The organism is Kribbella capetownensis (assembly GCF_004331485.1).
GTDB lineage: Bacteria > Actinomycetota > Actinomycetes > Propionibacteriales > Kribbellaceae > Kribbella > Kribbella capetownensis.
On record NZ_SJKD01000005.1, the window covers coordinates 346,282 to 365,434 of the forward strand.

Consider the following 19,153-nt stretch of genomic DNA (forward strand, 5'->3'; position numbering starts at 1 on the left):
ATCGCCGATAGACTCCGGTCGCATGGGGGAGAGCAGCTCGACGATCCTGGTGGTCACTGCCATGCCGTTGTCGGCCGCGGCCCGTGCCGACCTCAGCGCGATGCTCGGTGAGCAGTACGCCGTTGTCGACATCAAGGAAGCGCCCTCGACCGCGAACATCTTGCTGACTCCCGTGGTGAGCGGCCAACTCCTCGGCAGTCTTCGCGCCCTGTTCCCCACGGCCCGCATCCTGTACACCGAACTGCACGACGACGGACGTGGCATCAGCTTCTCCGGACCCCTGTCACGCATCGCGGCCCAGGGACCGGACGGGTACTTCGTCGCCCACGCGCTCGACTCACTCGCGCCGATCGTCCGGTCCGAAGCGAAGCTCCAGTTGGCCGGGAGCGCACGGCGTACGCCGCCGAGGATCGCGGGCTCGCCTCAGCCGCCGACGGTGCATCCGTCAACGGAGGCGAGTTCACTCGAGCCCGGGCCGGACGAGGCCGCCGTCCTCTGGATCGACCGAGCCGGTTGCGCTGTGGTTCCTCCTGGGAGTTGGCTCGACCTGGATCCGATCGATGAGCTCGTGACGCGGGTCGTCGGAGCCTCGGACCCGCGCGGCGACGTCCTCTGGGCCGTGGTCGTCGCGGAGTGTGCGGTCCGCTTGATGAACCACCACCAGGAGAACGTACTGGTCGATGTGGGCGAGCTGACTGCACCGATTCTGGCCGAACTCCAGATCCGCGTCTCGAGCGAACTCATCAATCAGCTCACCTGGCCGTCGTAGCTACGCTGACCCCGTGATCGATGACTTTGCCAAGGGGTATCTCCACGACGAGCTGCGGTGGGTGCGGGAGTCCCTGCTGTTCAAGCTGGACGGATTACCGGAGTACGACGTACGCCGTCCACTGACGAAGACCGGGACCAATCTGCTCGGCCTGATCAAGCATCTGACCATGTCGGAGGCGCGGTACTTCGGCGGAGTCTTCAACCGGCCGTATCCCGAGCGGTTGCCCCAGTTCGACGACCCTGGCTACGCGAACCACCACCACATGTGGGTCACGGAGCAGGAATCCCGCTCCGACATCGTCGACGGATACCAGCGCGCCTGCGCCCACTCCGACGCGACGATCGAGGCGTTGCCGATCGACGCACCGGGGTTCGTCCCGTGGTGGCCGCGGCCGAACGTGAAGCTGTTCAACGTGATGGTCCACATCGTCGGAGAGACCAACCGGCACGCCGGGCACGCCGACATCCTGCGCGAGCAGCTGGTCGGATCCGGCCCGGTCACCACACCCGACGACACCGACTGGGAGGCGCACCGCTCAAGGGTCGAGGAAGCAGCCCGGAAGGCAACCTGACAACTACCCCAGCTGGTCGCGGCGGCGGGTCAGGTGGGCGGTCTCGGCGGTGTTGCCTGCCAGCTCGATGGCTTTGTCGTACGCCGCGCGCGCCTCTTCACTGCGGCACAGCCGGCGCAGCAGGTCGGCGCGGGTCGCGTGGTACGCGTGGTAGCCGGCCAACTTGTCGTCGAGACGGTCGACAGCCGCCAGCGACACCTCCGGGCCGTCGAGCTCGGCGACCGCGATGGCCCGGTTCAGGGCAACGATCGGGGAGGGATCGATGCGGATGAGTTGGTCGTACAAGGCGACGATCTGCGACCAGTCCGTGTCGCGGATGTCGCGGACAGAGGTGTGTACGGCGTTGATCGCGGCGAGGATCTGGTAGCGACCCGGAGCCACCCCAGCGGCCAGGCGCTCGCGCACCAGTTGATGGCCTTCGGCGATCAGTGCGGCGTCCCAGGCTCCACGGTCCTGCTCGTCGAGAGAGACCAGCTCACCACTGACCGACACCCGCGCGGGACGGCGGGCCTCGGTGAGGAGCATCAGCGCGAGCAGCCCGGCCACCTCACCGTCGTCCGGCATCAGCGCACGGATCAGACGCGTGAGCCGGATCGCCTCGGCGGTCAGCTCATGCCGTACGGGATCGGTGTCGGGGCCAGTTGCGAGGTAGCCCTCGTTGAAGACGAGGAAGAGCACGGACAGTACGCCGGAGACGCGGGTCGGGAGATCCTCCGCGGACGGTACCCGGTAAGGGATCCGAGCCGCCTTGATCTTGGCCTTCGCCCGGGTGATCCGCTGACCCATGGCGGATTCCTGCACCAGGAAGGCACGGGCGATCTCGGGCATGGTCAGACCGCCGACCATCCGCAGCGTCAGCGCCACCCGGGTCTCCAGCGAGAGCGCAGGGTGACAGCAGGTGAAGATCAGCCGGAGCCGGTCGTCGTCGATCGCGCCGAGGGGCTCAGGCGGCTCGTCGTCGTACATGATCTGAGCCTCCTTGTGCTTGTCGTCGCGCTTGCTCTCGCGCCGGATCCGGTCGATGGCCTTGCGGTTGGCGGTGGTGGTCAGCCAGGCGCCGGGGTTCGGGGGTACGCCGTCGGCCGGCCACCGCTCGACGGCGATCGCAAACGCCTCGGCGGCCGCCTCTTCGGCGATGTCCAGGTCGCCGAAGCGCCTGGTCAGGGCGGCGACCACGCGCGCCCACTCCTCGTGGTGGACCCGGATGATGGCTTGCTGGGCGTCGCCCACGCTAGGAATCTCCTGTGGTTCGGGTGGCGTCCCTCGTGGGCGCCGGCTGCAACGACAACTCTGCCCTGATCCGACACCGCCGGACGGCATTTCTTCAAGGACATTCTGGGCTCACTCACCGGGAACCGGCCGCATCGAGCGTTGCGGAGATGGGCTCGAGGTCCGTGATGAGTTGGTCGAGCTCGCTCGGCTCCAGGCCGACGTACGCCGGTGTGGCGAGGTCGTCGGTGAGTGACTCGATCTGTTCCTTGGTCTTCCGGCCGATGTCGCTGAGCCAGCCGGAGTCGTCGACGAGGCCGCGGGCGCGCATCCCGTCGACCACCGCGGCCAACTGGGCCGCGGGCAGGTGATGGACCCGGCCGAACTTCTCCGCAGGCATGTCCTCGGAGAGGGCGTGGAGCACATGGGCCTCCGTCCCACCGATACCCGCGGCGACCAGAGCGGCGATGTGGCCGTCTCCGCGGTGCTCGCGGAGCAGGGTGGCTGCGTGCCAGAGTCGGGCCACGGGCTCCTCGGGTACGGGGAGCGCTCGGAGTCCGGCGTACAGGATCCGTCCCTCCGTCGGGGCGCTAGACGCAGCCTTGGTGGCGAAGTCAGCGGCACGCGCGAGGCCGGGGGAGTCGGCTAGGTCACCGAGAATCCGCCTCAGCGCGGCGACGCTGCCCTGCTCACGCGCGGCGAGGGCGGCCTCGGGAGTGGCGATGTCCCAGACGCGGGGGATGTGGCGCGCGACCTCGCCGGCGGCGAAGTTGTAGAAGATCGCATGGACCACCTCGGCCGAGACCCGTCCCAGAGGTGCGGCCCGTCCGGCGAAGTAGCCGTCCCAGTAGTTGCGGTGGCCCAGTGCCATCAGGGCCTCGGTCGGCTCCTCGGACATGTAGGTGACCAGGTGGATCGGCTCCACGAGCCGGTGCAGGCGGCGGGCGGTGGACTCCATCATTGCTCCTCGGTCTGGACGGTTGCTCACCTCGGCTACGAACACCTGTGCCCCGATCCGACATTTGTTCTTTCTCGTACGACGTACGAGTCAGCGGAGCGCGGTGTCGGCGCAGTCGACGGTGCGGGCTGTACTCGTGGTGCGGCTCGATCGCCGCCGACCGCCAGAATCCGTCCGTTGCGGACGGCAACCGCCTGAGCTGGCGGCTGGGCGTCACCCAGCGTGAGTACACGGCACGCCCGATAATCCCACCGAGAGGCGGCTAGCGACTATGGTCTGTCTCGTGGCGATGTCGGACGACTCACAGGCGGCAACGAGTTCTCCCACCGGCACTCCTGGAGATCCGAGCCAGGCGTGGGTGGAACTCGCCCCGGACTACGAGCGCGCCCGAGCCAGGGAGGACTCGCTGGATCGGCTTGTCGAGTGGCCTGCGCAGCGAGAGCTTCTGGGTGATGTCACCGGGCGGTCGGTGCTCGACGTCGGTTGTGGCAACGGTGGCAAGCTCGCCGAGTTGGTCGGAGACGGCGCGACCGCCTCCGTGGGTATTGATGTCAGTGGCAACTTCCTCAGCGCCCCGCCGGCGAGCCTGGAGTTCATCCGGGGCGATCTCTCCGAGCTGGATACTGTGCCTGGGCTCGCCGGTCGCAGGTTCGACCGGATCTTGTACCTGCAGTCTTTCGGCTACGCGAAAGATCCGGTCCGCACCCTGCAGGCAGCGCGCGCGATGCTGGCCGACGACGGATTCATCCTGTTGACCAGGACGCAACCGATCCGATACGCCGTCGAACAGGCCGAACAGAATGGGACGTCCTTGGGCGAGGAGTATTTCTCCACCGCCCCGTTCTCCTATCTCAGCGGCTGGAACGACCAGATCACCCTCACCAAACGTGCCTACACCATCTCTGAGCTGCTCAACGTGTTCAGTGCGGCAGGGCTGTGGATCGAGACCGCGATCGAGCCCCAACTGTCCGAGGACGCCCGACGTCGCTACCCACACAAACACGCGTGGATGAACAAGTACCTCGGCATCCTGATCTTCAGGCTCCGGCCCCGGTGAAGTCGTAGCCTCGTACCTCATGACAGAGCCGATCCTCATTCGAGACGCGGTGGCCGGCGACGGCGATGTGCTTGCGGAGCTGCATGCCCGGTCCAGGGCTGTGTACTACCGTGCCGGCGGCCATGAGGTGGCAGCGCTTCCTGACGAGCAGTACCGGCAGACGTGGCGCAAGATGGTCGACGATTCTCGAATCGCCGTTCTGGTGGCTGCCTTGGGCGATGACATCGTCGGTGTGATCACGCTGGATGCCAGTGGAGTGTTTCCGACCAATGCGCCTGACGAGACGCGCGTCCGGCTCGTCGGGATCTTCGTGGAGCCATGCCGGTTCTCGAGCGGCGTTGGCAGCGCCCTGATGGCACGCTTCGTCTCCATCGCCGGCCAGGCTGACGCTGTGGGCGAGGTGGACGTCTGGGAGCGGAACTCTCGTGCCATCCGGTTCTACGAGCGACACGGCTGGACCCGGGACGGAACCTCCCGTCCCGGGCCAGCCGGAGCGGACTACGTCGGGTTCGTGCACGTGCCGTGACCAGCACGATCAACTGCCGAACGCCTGTGTCCGGGCGCCTCAGCGAAAGGCTGCAATCGCTCGTGCTGCTATGCGCCGGCTGTGCTCGCTACGGTCGACGCCCCAGGACGGCCAACCGTCGTCCAGCGTCGGAGTGTGCCCGCTGCGCACAGACTCCCGATACTGGATGCAGGCAAGCCACAGCGGCTTCATACCGAGGATCCCAGGGAGCCTCTGGATCTCTTCGTCGGTGAGCTGGACGTGCTCGGAGTAGCCACGCGCGGCCGCATCGACGAGGGTCAGGTCGCCCTCTGCCGCGGTCGTCAGCAACCATGCGAGTGCGGGGAGTCGCGGACCGCGGCCAGATCCCGCCCAGCCGACGATGACCAGATCTCCCGGCGTGCCGACGGCGGACCAGGCGTGATAATTGCCATGGGTCAGAGCCTGGGGGAGTCCTTCGGCATCATCGGCGTTCTCGACACGATCACGAAGCAACTCGAATCCTTCGCGGCCCTCGGGGGCGACAGCATCCTCGACGCTGACCAGGAAGCTCATTGCGGCGGCAAGATCCTCTTTGGGTCGTCCAACGTGCAGGCCGCCGCCGGATTCGTCGGCTCCGCCGTCCCGGGCGACCGCGCCACCACCTGCGGGGAGGGAGTGCAGCCGCCCGAGCAGACTCCCGAGTTCGTGGTGTACGGCGGCTTCGCGCGTATCGGGACGTCCACCTTCGACGAACTTCGTCACGATCACGCCGCTGCCGTTGAAGACCGACACCGGCTCCTCATGCGCCACGCGTTCGGCCGGGAAGTTGTGCCCAGCCAGGAATCGCAGGATGTCCGCGTCGCCCTCGACCCGGCTGACCTGGTCTGCCGGTGAGGAGAAGATTCGCGCAATCCAAGGCGGCCCATCCGTGCACTTGACCAGCAGTGTCGCGGGGTAGTGCCCGGGCCACGAGTCGCGAGGCCGAGTGTTGGGGTCGTCATCGATCGACGCCAACGACGTGATGCGGATCCCGTACCGCGCCTCGAGATGGGCGGTGATCGCAGCGTGCTCGAAGGGGCGAGCGTGGACGAACGGCTGCCTTCCGGCGATCTCCAGGTCGGCGCGCGCTTCGGTGTACCGCTGTCCGCTCCTGCGTGCATGTTGACGTACTGCGCGCTTGAAACTGCCCTGCTTGGTCATAGCAAGCCTCCTCGATATGTCCTCGCCCCCCAGCAGCGCGACATTCGAAACAGGCCTGGACTTGGCAGCGACCTTGAGGGCAGATTCCCCTTCGCCATCACAAAGGACCCGACTGGGGCAGACCCTCAGAGGCTCGGCGTCAGCCAACGCCGTACCTCATCCTGCTGGAGCCCCACAACCATGTCAACCGCGGTCAAAAGCCCGCTTCCGACCGGCGGCAGGGGCAGAGGACAGCCCGTTAGTTGACATAATGTCGCTTATCGGCGCTTAAACCAACGGGAGTCTCCAGGTCGAACGCTCGCTCATTTCGTAGGAGATGCCTCAAGGGTGAAGAAGATGAACCCGATGAAGCGGGCGGGGTCGGACTCGCTCGGGGGCAGCAGCTCGGGCGGCGTGTCCGGTGACACCGGCGGCTCGCTGATCGCAGAAATCCTGAAGCCCGCAGCGGTGAACGACTCCGACATTGCGCTCAGCGAGCGATACCAGATCGTGAGTGTTGCGGAGACGCCGTCGAAGTCGTACTCCTCCGTGTTCGGCACGGTCGCGAAGTAGTCGACCTCGGGGTACATCACCGGCGGGATAACCGGTTGGTTCACCACCACGACCAACCGACCGCAAGGCGTCAGGACCCGGCGCAGCTCGCTCAGCGGGCCCGACCAGTCCTCGAGGTAATGCAGCACGAGCACGGCCAACGCGTCGTCGAAGGCCTCGTTGTCGTACGGAAGTGGCAGGGTCAGGTCGGCAACCTTCAGATCGGCGTCGTCTCCGAGCCGCTTCCGGGCGAGCCGGATCATCGCAGGGCTCGCGTCGAACCCGGCCACGCTTGCTCCTCGCTCCTTCAGGTCGGCGACGAGCGGCCCTGAACCGCAGCCAGCGTCCAAGATCCGGCGCCCGGCGACGTCACCCAGCAGGTCGAGCACCGCCGGCCGGGCGTACCACCGGTTGAACAGGCCGTTCTCGTTCGCGCGCCCATACGCCTCGGCGAAGCTGTCGTAGTGGTCCGGTTGCTGCTCGGCGGTCTGCGCCTCGGAGGTCATGCCGAGCCAGTGTGCCAGGTCCGATGCAGTGCGGGCGTCGACGGCGCCGGGACAGTCCGCTGTGTCGTCAACGAGCATCGCGCCGCCGTCTCGCCGTGGAGTGTGCAGCGGACGCGATGCGGAGCCTACTCCCGGCTGCTCAATTCCCGTCCCTGCCAGTTACAGAAAAGCCGTTCGACCGTCTGGATGTCTGAGTCACTACGGCGTGTGCGGGGCCAGTGATTCAGTTGCGTTGGGCTTGGAGGATGACTAAGGGGCCGTATGCGCCGTCGGGTGGGATGCGTAGGTCTGCTACGACGTGTAGGTCGGCGTTCTCGAGAAGTTCGGTTAGTTGCTCGGGTTGCCATTGGTACGTCGTCCAGGTCACTGCGACGCCGCCGTACGCCTCGGTCCTGGTTGCGTCCTCGTCGCCGCCGTGCGTTGCGATCATGAACTGTCCGCCGGGCACGAGTGCGTCGTGGAAGGCGGCGAGGACGTTCGGCAGGATCTCGCGTGGCAGGTTGAACAACGACCACCAGCCGAGAATCCCGCCGAACGACATCGGCTCGAGGTCGAGTTCGGTGGACGAGGCGACGGCGAAGCTGCACTCGGGGTGGAGGCGCTTGGCGTGCTCGATCATCCGCGGTGACAGGTCGACGCCCGAGACGTCAATCCCCCGCTCCTGCAGGTATGCCGTGACAGTGCCCGGACCGCAGCCGACATCGAGCACAGGGCCAAGGCCGCGGACCGAGCCGGCGAACGCGTCGATGGATGCCTGCAGCCACGGCTGGGTACGGATGTCCCCCATCCCCGTGGTTTCCAGCAGGTCCACATAGTTGTCGGCCACTCGGTCGTACGACGCCCGCACGACCTCGAGATCCGCCGGCTGAACACTCGATGAAAGGGTCACCGAACCGACCCTACCGACCTGTACCCCCAAGAACCGCGTCCAGCGACAGCCCTCACGACCTCCAAGTATTGCAAGGGCGAACACATTCGGGTCTGGTGAAGCCCCCCGGCAGCCCGCGGCCCACCAACTCGAGCGTCTCCCCCAGATCCAGGCTCCCAGTATCGTCCTGTCCGGACCCGAGCGAACCAACCAGCCAGACACCGTCGGCCTGCAGCGTCGGCACGGTCTCCGCTAACCATCGCGCCCGCCCTCTGGCAAACGCCGCCGCCATGCTCCGTGCCTCGTCGCGTGTCACGCGTCGGACGCTACCCGGCCTGCCGGTCAAGGCGTCGGCTAGGCCGCGGGTACGTCGAAGACCGACCAGCAGATGGCGTTTCGTCGGTGCTGGTCGTCGAGGACGAGGGCGCGGATCGCCTTAGGGAGTTGAGCGCGCTGCCACTGGCACTCGGATCGACGTACCGCCTCGGCCTCTTCCCTATCCGCGGCAGCGACTGCGGCTTTGATCGCGTAGGCGGCCGCGCCCAGGTCGTGCTCGGCAACGTGAGCGACCGCTCCGGCCTGGCCGGCTGCGTACGCGGCGTGCCGTGCAGCTCCAGTCAGGTCTCTCGCCGCGCCCATCGCGTGGCCGCCAGCTGCGCGAGCCTCCATCATCTTGACCTCGCCACGCACCCAGGCACGGGCGTGCTCGATCGCCTGACGCGGCCGGGGATCGTCCGGCCGAACCGACTCGAACAGGGGTAGGACATGCTCCGCGCACGTGGCCGCCCACAGAGCCAGGAGGTGGTGATCCGAGTCGGTGAGCGTCCCACCGCGGCGGATCGTCACGAGGCGCGGATCTCGGACCTTCGGAAGGATCATGGTCAACACACCTCCGTACAAGATTCTTGGATTGAGGTGTCGATTTCCGGGATCGCTGTTCGTCTTACTGCGACGATTCGGTATGACGAATCCGGTCATCGGAGGAGCTAGGCAATGAAGTACATCATGTTGATCTACCAAGGCGACGCACTCGAGCAGCAGGCCGCGCTGCCCGAGGACGAGCAGAAGCAGGTCTACGCCGACTACCAGGGGATCAATGAGACGCCGGGCGTCACGCCCGGGCTGCCGATGGGCCGACCCGAGAACGCGACCACTGTGCGCGTCGAGGCCGGCAAGACCCTGACCACCGACGGTCCGTTCGTCGGGATGAAGGAGTCGGTCGGCAGCTGGTTCATCCTGGAGGCCGACAACCTGGACGCGGCGATCGAGCTGGCCGCCCGCGTACCGGCGGCACGCTACGGTGGCGCGGTCGAGATCCGCCCTTCGGAGGTGTATTGGTAGCCACGCTGGAGCAGGTCTTCCGCGAGGAATGGGGTCGCGTGCTGGCGACTCTGATCGGCATCGTCGGCGACTTCGACCTTGCCGAGGAGGCGGCGGCAGAGGCGTTCGCCATTGCCGCCGCCCGCTGGCCCAGCGACGGCATCCCCAGCAACCCGCGTGCCTGGCTGATGACGACAGCTCGCAACCGAGCCACCGATCGCATCCGCCGCGACCAGGCCCTGGCGTCGAAGCTCGGTCTGCTCGTCACGTCCGATCCTGGTGAGGTGCCGATGGACACCGAGACGTTCCCCGACGAGCGGCTGGAGCTCATCTTCACCTGCTGCCACCCGGCGCTGGCGATCGAGGCGCAGGTCGCGCTCACCCTGCGCACGCTCGGTGGTCTGACCACAGACGAGATCGCCCGCGCGTTCCTGGTGCCGGAGCGGACGATGGCGCAGCGGCTGGTGCGGGCCAAGCGCAAGATCAAAGCGGCGCGAATCCCGTTCCGCGTGCCTCCATCACACCTGCTGCCCGAGCGACTCGACGCCGTACTGGCCGTCGTGTACCTGATCTTCAACGAGGGGTACGGCGGCCGCGACGACCTCGCGTCCGAGGCGATCTGGCTGGGCCGGGCACTCACCGAAGTACTGCCGGACGAACCCGAAGTCCACGGATTGCTGGCGATGATGCTCCTGAACGACTCCCGCAGCGAGGCGCGATTCAGCGGCGGCGAGTTGGTCCTGCTCGCCGATCAGGACCGATCGCGATGGAACACCGAACAGATCGCGGCGGGACGGGCCGAGCTCGACACCGCGATCGCTCTCGGCGGCCACGGGTCCTACGTACTCCAGGCCGCAATCGCCTCACTGCATGCGGAAACGCCCAATGACTGGGCACAGCTAGCGGCGCTGTACGGCGAGCTGTATCACCTGACCGGCTCCCCCGTCGTCGAGCTGAACCGCGCCATCGCCATCGCCGAAACCGAAGGCGCCGAGGCCGGCCTGCGCATCGTCGACGGACTCGGCCTGCATGACTTCCGCTACCTGCACTCGACCAGAGCCGAGCTCCTGCGACGCCTCGGCCGCATCGACGAGGCGCGCGACACCTACCTGCGTGCCAGGGAACTCACCGAAGACGGCCCCGAACGCCGCTTCCTGGAACGCCGGCTCACCGAACTGGCAGCCACCACGATTCCCCACGGGACGGGCTCTTCATCAGGCTCGGACACCTGATCGATCCGCAGTCCGGCTGCGATGAAGGCGTTCAGAAAATCTGCCAGTGACAGGTGTCGCATGCCACCGACCTTGGTCCTGATGCCGTCGGTCCCCCACCACGGAGCCGATAGATGGCGTCGAGCCTCGCGGTAGGTGGTGTGCACGAGCCGACTGCCGTCCGCGCATGCCTCTACATGCGGACCGTTGAAGCACGGATGCACGCCGTAGAAGAGGAATCGGCCCCCAGGCTCCAGCACGCGCGCCACCTCGGACAGCATCTGGTCGAAGTGTTCGACATCGGTCGAGGTCCAGGAACTGACAGCCAGCGGTACGACGGACGACCTGATCGGCAACCGTTCGACATCGCCCTGCACCAAGCGATTCGACCGCCGGCGCGCTAGCCGTAGCTGATCGGTCGAGAGCTCAACACCGACAGGCGTCCAGCCGAACTCCGCAATCACAGCCAGATCCCGACCCGTCCCGGAGCCGATGTCCAGGCAGAGTCCTTGACCGGTAGGCAGGTTGGCTCGCAGTACGTCGTGCCGATGCGGAGCCGTGTCCAGCTGCGCGTCGTACCAGTCGGCGACTCCGTCGTACCGGGCTTTCGCCATCAGGCCAACGGCGGAAAGGTCTTGGTGCCCGGCATGTTCTCGGCGAACGCCTGGAGCTCCGGTGAGATGTCGCCATGCAACTGCATCGCCGTCAACTCGCCGAGCTCGAAGGCCCGCTTCAGGAGTTCGTCGCAGTGCGCGTTGTGGGCGAAGGCTGCGTCGCTGTCGACGTACTCCTCGATCACAACGAAGCTGTCCGGGTCAGCGTCCTGATACCAGTCGTACCTGAGCGTCCCAGGCTCGTCCCGAGTCGCCGCAGCCAGCGCCTTGGCAGCCTGAATGAACTCTTCTCGCCGCCCTTCCCGAGCAGTGAACTCAACGCGCGAAGTGAGCGTCATCATCAATCCTTTCCGTCAGAACAGCGAGGTCGTCGTACAGAGCATCGATTAGATCCGGCAGGCGCCGAGCTTGAGTGTCCGCATCGGCCATCCCGTTCCAGTACACGGCAACGACCAGGTGCGCGGACGGGTCCGCGAGGGCGAGGCTCCAAGTTCGCCCGCCGTGGCCGAAGCTGCGAGCCGACGCACGAGTCCCGTAGCCGTGCGCCGGGTTGGACGAACCGAGCATGAACCCCAGTCCGCGGTCGACCGTCTCCTGCAAGTACTCGTCCCACCCGCCGCTCACCTCGTGGGCCGTCATCGCCTCGAGAGTTGGCGCAGAAAGTAGGCGCTCGTCGAGAAGGGCCTCGTAGAAGTGGCCGAGTTGGGCGATCGGGCCGTGTCCTCCGCCGGTCGGGCGGGCCCAGGTGACCCAGGCTTCTGTGCCGGACGGCGCGAAGCCCGCGATGACGGCAATCCGGTCCCGGTTCACCTGGTACGTGTCGGCTGACATTCCGATCCAGCAATCGCGCATTCCGGCCGGCTGGAAGATCTCGCTGCGGACGAACTCCGAGAACGGCCGGCCGCTGACTCTGGATACCAGTTCAGCGACGATCCACATCGCGACCGAGTTGTAGGCGTTGCGTTTGCCTGGGATCCAGCCGTCCACCAACGGCGCCGCGCAGATGTCGGTCACCATCTCGTCCGGCGGCGCGATGCCGGTGATCGTGCTGGTCAGACCGCCTGTATGCGTCAGCAGGTGCCGGATCGTGACGGCCTGTTTGCCCGCGGCGGCGAACTCTGGGATGTGGAGACAGACAGGATCGTCCAGGTCGAGCAAGCCTCGCTGCCACAAGAGTCCGATCGCCACCGACGGGACTGGTTTGGTGGCGGAGGCCCACTCGACGATGGTCGAGGTCGTCATCGGTACGCCGGGGCGTGCTTCGCCGACGGCCAGGTCTACACGCACCTGTCCTTGCACCGAGGCGTACACCTGCGCACCGGTGTGCCAGCCCAGGTCCATGCCGTGCTGTATCTGGGCAAGTGTGCGCACCGGAATGTCAGACACGTACTTCGAAGCCGAGGTCGACGTCGGAGGCTGCTTGGCCGCCGCGGATGCCCCAGTTCTCTGCCGTGCTTTCTCTGAGGGTGATGAGAACGTGGTCGTCGGGGATGCCGAGTCGCGCGAGGCGGTTGACGATCTCGGCGTACAGGTTGCGCTTGGCGTGGACCGAGCGGCCGGCGAAGCAGTCGATCGTGACCAGGGTGAAGAACTCGGGCTGGGTCCGGTTCGGCGAGCAGGCGAATCGGTGCGGCTCGTGCGCGACCAGACGGATGTTCTTGTCCTCCGGCGGGATGCGGAAGGCCGCCACCAATGCGTCATGGATCGCGTCCATGATCGCGACCTCCTCGGCCTCGGAGTACCGGCGGCGAACCTCGACGAGTGCGGTGGGCATGACGCGAATCCTTTCATCCAGCAAGAGTCAGCGTTGGTACGCCGGCGTGACCTCGATGCCATGGTTGGCGAGGAGGGTGATGAGCGTGTCGTGGCCCTGGGTGAAGTCCCAGAGCTCGGCGGGGAATCCGACGGTGCGGGCGGACTCGACGTTGTCGGGGTTGTCGTCGATGAACAGGATGGTGGACGGGTCGGCTGCGATCCGGCGTGCGGCTTCGGTGAAGAAGGCGGGATCGGGCTTGGCGGCGCCGAGGTCGTGGGAGTAGCAGCTGACGTCGAAGATGTCGTCGTACCCGAGCGTCGTACGCATGTGTCCGCCGCGGTACTTCTCCTGATTCGTGCCCAGGTGTACGCCGTACCCGTGGCGCCGGAGCTGCTCGATGATCGCGAACGACTCCTCGATGCGGTCGATGCGGTGCCACACGTCCTGGTAGACGACGTCGACGGGTGTCTCGACGCCGTACTCCGCGAGTGTTGCCGCTAGCAACGGCATGTAGTCCCCCTCGCCCGCCAGCATCGGCAACTCGTCCTTCCAGGTCCGGTGCATGAACTCTCGTGTCCGCTCCTCGAGATACGGCTCCATCGCGGCGTACCACCCGCCGGGGATGTCCTGCAGTACGCCGTCCGCGTCGAACAGCACATGCCGGATCGGCGATGCGGCAACCCGGCGCTTGGATCCGGCGCTGGTCGGCGCCAGGACCAGGCCTTCCGGCAGCGGCGTCGGTTCGCCGCGCTCGGCCGGGATGGCGCCGATCTGGTACGCGTCCTCGTAGATCACCTCGCCTGGACCGTCGGAGCACACGACGTCGAACGGGACGTCGTGGGCCGCGAGGACCGCGCACAACCGGTCCACTCGCGACTGCATCTGCGTGGGCAACGGCGTCTTGAACCACGTGACCGCGCCGACGGTATTCCCATCGGCGTAGAAGCCGGGCTCGGGAAGGTACTCGAGAAACCAGTCGTCGATGTCGAGATAAAGCGCCACCTGCTCGTCCGTCAACCGCCCAGCCCGCCGCAGGTGATCCACCGCCACGAACAGACCCACCTCCACGCCAAGCCGCCCGCGATACCGAGCCTGCACGCGCAGATAAGTTCCCGTCATCGCCACATCATCATCGAACCAACCCACCAACCACGACCAAATATCACCCCCCGACCCCTACGCGAGCCCCCTCATCTGCGCAGCGGCGCACGACGCACGACCCCGCCGGGCCTGCTCCGGGGTGGTATCGAACCTCATCTGCGGCTCAGGCGACGTAGTTGGCGAGGTGTTTGCCTGTGAGGGTTGTCGGGTTGGCGATCAGGGTGGACGGGGTGCCCTCGAAGACGATCTGGCCGCCGTCGTGGCCGGCGCCGGGTCCCAGGTCGATGATCCAGTCGGCGTGTGCCATCACGGCCTGGTGGTGCTCGATCACGATGACCGATTTGCCCGAGTCGACGAGGCGGTCCAGCAGGCCGAGCAACTGCTCGACGTCCGCGAGGTGGAGGCCGGTGGTCGGCTCGTCGAGGACGTAGATGCCGCCCTTGTCCCCCATGTGCGTCGCCAGCTTGAGCCGCTGCCGCTCACCGCCGGACAGCGTCGTCAACGGTTGACCGATGGTCAGGTACCCGAGTCCGACGTCCGCGAGCCGATCCAGGATCTTGTGCGCGGCCGGCGTACTGGCGTCTCCGGAGCCGAAGAACTCGACCGCCTCGGACACCGGCATCGCCAGCACCTCGGTGATGTCCTTGCCGCCGAACTTGTACTCCAGCACCGCCGCCTGGAACCGCTTGCCCTCGCATTCCTCGCACGGCGACTCGACCGTCGCCATCACGCCCAGATCGGTGTAGATGACGCCGGCTCCGTTACAGGCCGGGCACGCACCCTCGGAGTTCGCGCTGAAGAGCGCCGGCTTCACCCCGTTGGCCTTCGCGAACGCCTTCCGGATCGGATCGAGCAATCCCGTGTACGTCGCTGGGTTGCTCCGACGCGACCCACGGATCGCCCCCTGGTCGACGGTGATCACGCCATCCAGGTCAGCCACTGAACTGTTGATCAGCGAACTCTTACCCGAGCCGGCCACACCGGTGAGGACCGTGAGCACGCCGAGCGGGATGTCCACGTCGACGTTCTGCAGATTGTGAAGGTCGGCGCCGCGGATCTCGAGCGCGCCCGACGGCTCCCGCACCGACTCCTTCACCGCAGCGCGGTCGTCGAAGTGACGCCCGGTCAGCGTCTTGCTCGTCCGCAGCTTGTCGACGGACCCCTGGAACACCACCTCGCCGCCGCCGGAGCCGGCGCCCGGACCGAGGTCGACGACGTGGTCGCCGATCACGATCGTCTCGGGCTTGTGCTCCACGACCAGGACGGTGTTGCCCTTGTCGCGCAGTTGCAGCAGCAACTCGTTCATCCGCTGGATGTCGTGCGGGTGCAGGCCGATGGTCGGCTCGTCGAAGACGTACGTGACGTCGGTGAGCGACGAGCCGAGGTGACGGATCATCTTGGTGCGCTGCGCCTCGCCGCCCGACAGCGTCCCGGCCGGCCGCTCCAGCGACAGGTAACCGAGCCCGATGTCCACGAACGAGTCGAGCGTCTCGCCCAGCGCGTCCAGCAGCGGACCGACCGACGGCTCCTTGAGCTCACGTACCCAGGCGGCCAGATCGCTGATCTGCATCGAGCACAGGTCGGCGATGCTCTTGCCGTGCACCTTGGACGCCCGCGCCTCCGGGTTCAGCCGGGTGCCATCGCAGTCCGGGCAGGTGGTGAACGTGACCGCCCGCTCCACGAAGGCACGGATATGCGGCTGCATCGCGTCCACGTCCTTGGACAGGAACGACCTCTGGATCGCGGGGATCAGCCCGCTGTAGGTGAGGTTGATGCCCTCGACCTTGATCTTGGTCGGCTCCCGGTACAGCAGGTCGTGCAGTTCCTTCTTGGTGTACTTCTTGATCGGCTTGTCGGGGTTGAAGTAGCCCGAGCCGCGGAAGATCCGGCCGTACCAGCCCTCCATGCTGTACCCCGGGATCGTCAGCGCGCCCTCGTTCAGCGACTTGCTGTCGTCGTACAGCGCGGTGAGGTCGAAGTCGGTGACCGAGCCCATGCCCTCGCAGCGCGGGCACATGCCGCCGGCGTACACGGCCTTGCGGACGACGGTCTTCTCGCCCGCGCCCTTCTCGGCGACCATCGCCCCGGTCGCGATCCGCTTCGGGACGTTGAAGGAATACGCCTGCGGGCCGCCGGCATGCGGCCTACCGAGCCGGCTGAACAGGATCCGCAGCATCGCGTTCGCGTCGGTCGCCGTACCGACCGTCGAGCGTGGGTTCGACCCCATCCGCTCCTGGTCGACGATGATCGCTGTCGTCAGCCCGTCCAGTACGTCGACGTCCGGGCGCGCCAGCGTCGGCATGAAGCCCTGGACGAACGCGCTGTACGTCTCGTTGATCAGCCGCTGCGACTCCGCGGCGATGGTGCCGAACACCAGCGAGCTCTTGCCGGACCCGGACACGCCGGTGAACACGGTCAGCCGCCGCTTCGGGATCTCGACGCTGATGTCCTTCAGGTTGTTCACCCGCGCGCCGGTGACGCGGATCAGGTCGTGGCTGTCGGCAGCGTTGCCGGTGCGCGACGGCGTGGCCTTGCTCATGGTGTCTCCATCTGTCGGGCGGAGTCGCGGTGGCGGCTTCCGTCTGGCACGGTCGTCGGGGTCAGCGGGGGTCAGGAAACCTGGTTGATCCGAATGTGGTTGCCGGCCGGGTCGCGGAACGCACAGTCGCGGACGCCGTACGGCTGGTCGGTCGGCTCCTGGATCACCTCGGCCTCGGTGGCCTGCAGCCGGTCGAACAGGCCGTCGATGTCCTTGGTCGCCAGCACGAGGGTGGCGTAGGTGCCCTTGGCCATCATCTCGGCGATGGTCCGGCGCTCGTCCTCGGTGATGCCGGGGTCGGCGTGCGGCGGGCACAGGCAGATCGAGGTGCCGGGCTGGTTCTCGGGGCCGACGGTGATCCAGCGCATGCCGCCGTACCCGACATCGGTCCGTACCTCGAAGCCGAGGACGTCGCGGTAGAACGCCAGCGAGGCGTCTGGATCGGTGTGTGGCAGGAAGGTGGTGTAGATCGTGAGGTCCATGGCCATCACGCTACGGGCTGACCGTCGGGCGACGCTTCTCGATTCCTGATCGGTCTGGTCACCTGCTTGGCCACGCACGACGGGATGCCGGCGGTGGCGTCGGCAGCGCGCTCCTTGTAGGAGCTCGGTGGGATCCCGACCAGCTCGGTGAACCGGGTGCTGAACGTGCCCAGCGACTGGCAGCCGACGGCGAAGCAGACGTCGGTGACGCTCAGGTCGCCCTGCCGGAGCAGCGACATCGCGCGCTCGATCCGTCGCGTCATCAGGTACCCGTACGGCGACTCTCCGTAGGCACGCTTGAACTCGCGGCTCAGGTGACCGGACGACAGGTGCGCACCTCGTGCGAGTGCATCGACGTCCAGTGGTTGCGCGTACTCCCGATCGATCCGGTCCTTGACCCGACGCAGGCGTGCCAGATCCTCCAACCGCTGCGCCTCATCCGCCCGACCCGTCACCCCAAAAATCCTGCCACGCCCCAGGGACGTTTACCTAACACCCGCGCACTTGGCGTACGCCGCGAGCATGGGATGTTGGGGGCTGCGGATCAGTTCTGGCGGGTTGGGGCGGCGCTTGCTGAGCGGGGGTATCGAGCGGTTGCTGTGGATCTTCCGGGGCATGGTGGGTCGCCTGCGGCTCCGGATGCGAGCGTGGGGATGTTTGCCGCATCGGTGGCGGAGACCGTTGGTTGTGAGCCTGAGCTGGCGATCGCGCACTCGTTGGGTGGGACGGACCGTGAAGTGGAGGCTGGGGCGGCCGAGCGATTTGATGTCGCGACTGCGGTCGCGCTCGAGCTGGCACCCCGCGGGTCGCAGCCGCCGACTGCCGAGATCCCGTCGCTCGTGGTCCGGGCCGAGCCGAGTCGGTATGTCTCGAAGACGCGAGCGGCTGAATTGGCGGCGCTGGGCTTCGAGGTCCGGTCGGTGCCGGGCGCGGGGCATTGCATCTGGTACGGCCACTTCGCCGAGTTCATGGACGCGCTCGAGGGATGGATCTGATCGGCTACTTGGGTCGCCAGGTTTGTTGGCAGGCGTGGATCTCGTCCTGGAGGTTCTTGTCTTGTGGGCTGGCGGCTTCGGCGACTGTGTGCAGGGTGTGGCGGAGGACGGCGGTGTCGGGGTGACCCGGGCCGTGCAGGTCGTAGCTGGCGCCCAGTGCGTTGTCGACGTACCACAGCGCTTGTTTGATCTTGCCGATGCGGAGGTGGGCACGAGCGGCGGACGCATGCAGCCGGATCTGGTGGGTTGCCGCGCGGACATCCTGGTCGGTCGGGATCTCCGCAGTCGGATCCGCCTGGACGGCGAGCAGCCTGGCGAGTTGTTTGGGGCTGGTCCACGAGTCTGCCGCTCGACCAGCTGCGTCAGCTGCCCATTGGCTCACCGGGTGATTCGGCCCCAGGCGGAGCGCGGCCGCGGCCGCCACGTGTTCGAAGAGGGCCAGCGCGGCATGTCGATGATGAGTGGCCAGCAACGCCTGGGCGACCCGGAGGCGCAGATGCATCACGGCCGGATCGTCGGCCGCCGAGGACGCCTCGTGCGATGCGCGCACCTCTTCGAAGAGCCGGAGCGCATCCCGTGGTTCGCCAGACAACCACAGCTCGTCGGCCCGCCGGTACGCCTCGTCCCGCACCTCCGCAGGTACGTCGGGAACGGGCTGCAGCGCGGCGGTCAGCGCACTGACCCGCCGGCCGGCGAGCCGCTTGCGGCCGTAGTACTCCCGCCCACCGGTCGAGATGACCCGGTACCGCCCGAGCGGGATCAACGGAATCCCGAAGATGAACCACAGCACGCGGCCGTCGGACCCGCACTCCTGGCAGCGGCTGCCCCACCCGAGCAGTGATGTCCCGATCATTGAGACCGTGAACGTCGACGGTGCTGTGGTGACCTCCGTCATTGCGGTGCAGCGGCCACAGAACGGATCGGCGGGCTCGACGTACTCGGCCTCCCGGTCAGATCGCATCGACCGATCATGTCA

Annotated in this window: 21 protein-coding genes and 1 pseudogene; 7 read left to right on the top strand and 15 right to left on the bottom strand. The window is 67.0% G+C overall.

Translation table 11 applies throughout. The features are described 5' to 3' along the window. Positions 1-22: 22 nt before the first annotated feature. Positions 23-769 (top strand): hypothetical protein, encoded by a 747-nt coding sequence (locus E0H75_RS23290; RefSeq protein ID WP_131515751.1) that lies wholly within the window; start codon positions 23-25, stop codon positions 767-769. A gap of 13 nt (positions 770-782) precedes the next feature. Further along, positions 783-1,343, top strand: a complete 561-nt coding sequence (locus E0H75_RS23295) for a DinB family protein (RefSeq protein WP_131515752.1) — start codon at positions 783-785, stop codon at positions 1,341-1,343. 3 nt (positions 1,344-1,346) lie between these two features. Here E0H75_RS23295 and E0H75_RS23300 read toward each other — a convergent pair whose 3' ends face one another. Beyond that, positions 1,347-2,573, bottom strand: a complete 1,227-nt coding sequence (locus E0H75_RS23300; RefSeq protein WP_131515753.1) for an RNA polymerase sigma factor — start codon at positions 2,571-2,573, stop codon at positions 1,347-1,349. Positions 2,574-2,688: 115 nt separating this feature from the next. Next, positions 2,689-3,510: an SCO6745 family protein gene (locus tag E0H75_RS23305; RefSeq protein WP_131516059.1), complete on the bottom strand. Its 822-nt coding sequence runs from the start codon at positions 3,508-3,510 to the stop codon at positions 2,689-2,691. Positions 3,511-3,799: 289 nt separating this feature from the next. Between E0H75_RS23305 and E0H75_RS23310 the strand changes: the two genes are divergently transcribed. Together E0H75_RS23310 and E0H75_RS23315 are read left to right on the top strand one after the other, a co-directional pair. Next, on the top strand, positions 3,800-4,567 hold the full coding sequence (locus E0H75_RS23310; protein ID WP_131516060.1) for a class I SAM-dependent methyltransferase: 768 nt from the start codon (positions 3,800-3,802) through the stop codon (positions 4,565-4,567). Between the two features lie 19 nt (positions 4,568-4,586). Further along, a complete protein-coding gene (locus tag E0H75_RS23315; protein ID WP_131515754.1) occupies positions 4,587-5,093 on the top strand; it encodes a GNAT family N-acetyltransferase in 507 nt (168 codons plus the stop codon). A 39-nt stretch (positions 5,094-5,132) separates the two neighbouring features. Here the strand turns inward: E0H75_RS23315 and E0H75_RS23320 are convergent, their stop codons facing one another. The 4 genes from E0H75_RS23320 to E0H75_RS23335 all read right to left on the bottom strand — a co-directional run bounded on the left by E0H75_RS23320 (position 5,133) and on the right by E0H75_RS23335 (position 9,038). Then, positions 5,133-6,254: a phosphotransferase enzyme family protein gene (locus E0H75_RS23320; protein ID WP_131515755.1), complete on the bottom strand. Its 1,122-nt coding sequence runs from the start codon at positions 6,252-6,254 to the stop codon at positions 5,133-5,135. 302 nt (positions 6,255-6,556) lie between these two features. Next, positions 6,557-7,291 carry a class I SAM-dependent methyltransferase gene (locus E0H75_RS23325; RefSeq protein ID WP_131516061.1) on the bottom strand — a complete coding sequence of 245 codons (735 nt, stop codon included), beginning with the start codon at positions 7,289-7,291 and terminating at the stop codon, positions 6,557-6,559. Between the two features lie 223 nt (positions 7,292-7,514). Beyond that, entirely contained in the window at positions 7,515-8,180 is a 666-nt protein-coding gene (locus E0H75_RS23330) for a class I SAM-dependent methyltransferase (RefSeq protein ID WP_131515756.1), read from the bottom strand. A 333-nt stretch (positions 8,181-8,513) separates the two neighbouring features. Beyond that, the gene (locus tag E0H75_RS23335; protein ID WP_131515757.1) at positions 8,514-9,038 is read right to left on the bottom strand and encodes a putative immunity protein; all 525 of its coding nucleotides are present in this window, start codon (positions 9,036-9,038) and stop codon (positions 8,514-8,516) included. A gap of 114 nt (positions 9,039-9,152) precedes the next feature. Between E0H75_RS23335 and E0H75_RS23340 the strand changes: the two genes are divergently transcribed. Together E0H75_RS23340 and E0H75_RS23345 are read left to right on the top strand one after the other, a co-directional pair. Further along, positions 9,153-9,500 (top strand): YciI family protein, encoded by a 348-nt coding sequence (locus tag E0H75_RS23340; protein ID WP_131515758.1) that lies wholly within the window; start codon positions 9,153-9,155, stop codon positions 9,498-9,500. Next, a complete protein-coding gene (locus E0H75_RS23345) occupies positions 9,494-10,711 on the top strand; it encodes an RNA polymerase sigma factor (protein WP_131515759.1) in 1,218 nt (405 codons plus the stop codon). Before E0H75_RS23340 ends, E0H75_RS23345 begins: the two co-directional genes overlap by 7 nt. A 56-nt stretch (positions 10,712-10,767) precedes the next feature. Here E0H75_RS23345 and E0H75_RS44850 read toward each other — a convergent pair. The 8 genes and pseudogenes from E0H75_RS44850 to E0H75_RS23385 all read right to left on the bottom strand — a co-directional run. Beyond that, positions 10,768-11,304, bottom strand: a pseudogene (locus E0H75_RS44850) (class I SAM-dependent methyltransferase); the annotation flags it as partial. Next, positions 11,304-11,642: a putative quinol monooxygenase gene (locus tag E0H75_RS23355; protein WP_165553973.1), complete on the bottom strand. Its 339-nt coding sequence runs from the start codon at positions 11,640-11,642 to the stop codon at positions 11,304-11,306. The gene E0H75_RS23355 and the pseudogene E0H75_RS44850, both read right to left, overlap by 1 nt. Continuing rightward, on the bottom strand, positions 11,620-12,645 hold the full coding sequence (locus E0H75_RS23360) for a serine hydrolase domain-containing protein (protein WP_131515762.1): 1,026 nt from the start codon (positions 12,643-12,645) through the stop codon (positions 11,620-11,622). The genes E0H75_RS23355 and E0H75_RS23360 overlap by 23 nt, the downstream gene beginning before the upstream one ends. Before the next feature lie 37 nt (positions 12,646-12,682). Continuing rightward, positions 12,683-13,078 carry a tautomerase family protein gene (locus E0H75_RS23365; protein ID WP_131515763.1) on the bottom strand — a complete coding sequence of 132 codons (396 nt, stop codon included), beginning with the start codon at positions 13,076-13,078 and terminating at the stop codon, positions 12,683-12,685. 27 nt (positions 13,079-13,105) lie between these two features. After that, complete coding sequence (locus tag E0H75_RS23370; protein ID WP_238163221.1) at positions 13,106-14,179, bottom strand: HAD family hydrolase; 1,074 nt, start codon at positions 14,177-14,179, stop codon at positions 13,106-13,108. A 145-nt stretch (positions 14,180-14,324) separates the two neighbouring features. Continuing rightward, positions 14,325-16,700 (bottom strand): ATP-binding cassette domain-containing protein, encoded by a 2,376-nt coding sequence (locus E0H75_RS23375; RefSeq protein WP_131515764.1) that lies wholly within the window; start codon positions 16,698-16,700, stop codon positions 14,325-14,327. A 71-nt stretch (positions 16,701-16,771) separates the two neighbouring features. After that, a complete protein-coding gene (locus E0H75_RS23380; protein WP_131515765.1) occupies positions 16,772-17,182 on the bottom strand; it encodes a VOC family protein in 411 nt (136 codons plus the stop codon). A gap of 5 nt (positions 17,183-17,187) precedes the next feature. Continuing rightward, positions 17,188-17,637 (bottom strand): helix-turn-helix transcriptional regulator, encoded by a 450-nt coding sequence (locus E0H75_RS23385; RefSeq protein ID WP_131515766.1) that lies wholly within the window; start codon positions 17,635-17,637, stop codon positions 17,188-17,190. Positions 17,638-17,709: 72 nt separating this feature from the next. Between E0H75_RS23385 and E0H75_RS23390 the strand changes: the two genes are divergently transcribed. Continuing rightward, positions 17,710-18,177 carry an alpha/beta fold hydrolase gene (locus tag E0H75_RS23390; protein WP_131515767.1) on the top strand — a complete coding sequence of 156 codons (468 nt, stop codon included), beginning with the start codon at positions 17,710-17,712 and terminating at the stop codon, positions 18,175-18,177. A 4-nt stretch (positions 18,178-18,181) separates the two neighbouring features. Here E0H75_RS23390 and E0H75_RS23395 read toward each other — a convergent pair whose 3' ends face one another. Next, complete coding sequence (locus tag E0H75_RS23395) at positions 18,182-19,138, bottom strand: hypothetical protein (protein WP_131515768.1); 957 nt, start codon at positions 19,136-19,138, stop codon at positions 18,182-18,184. Positions 19,139-19,153: the final 15 nt, after the last annotated feature.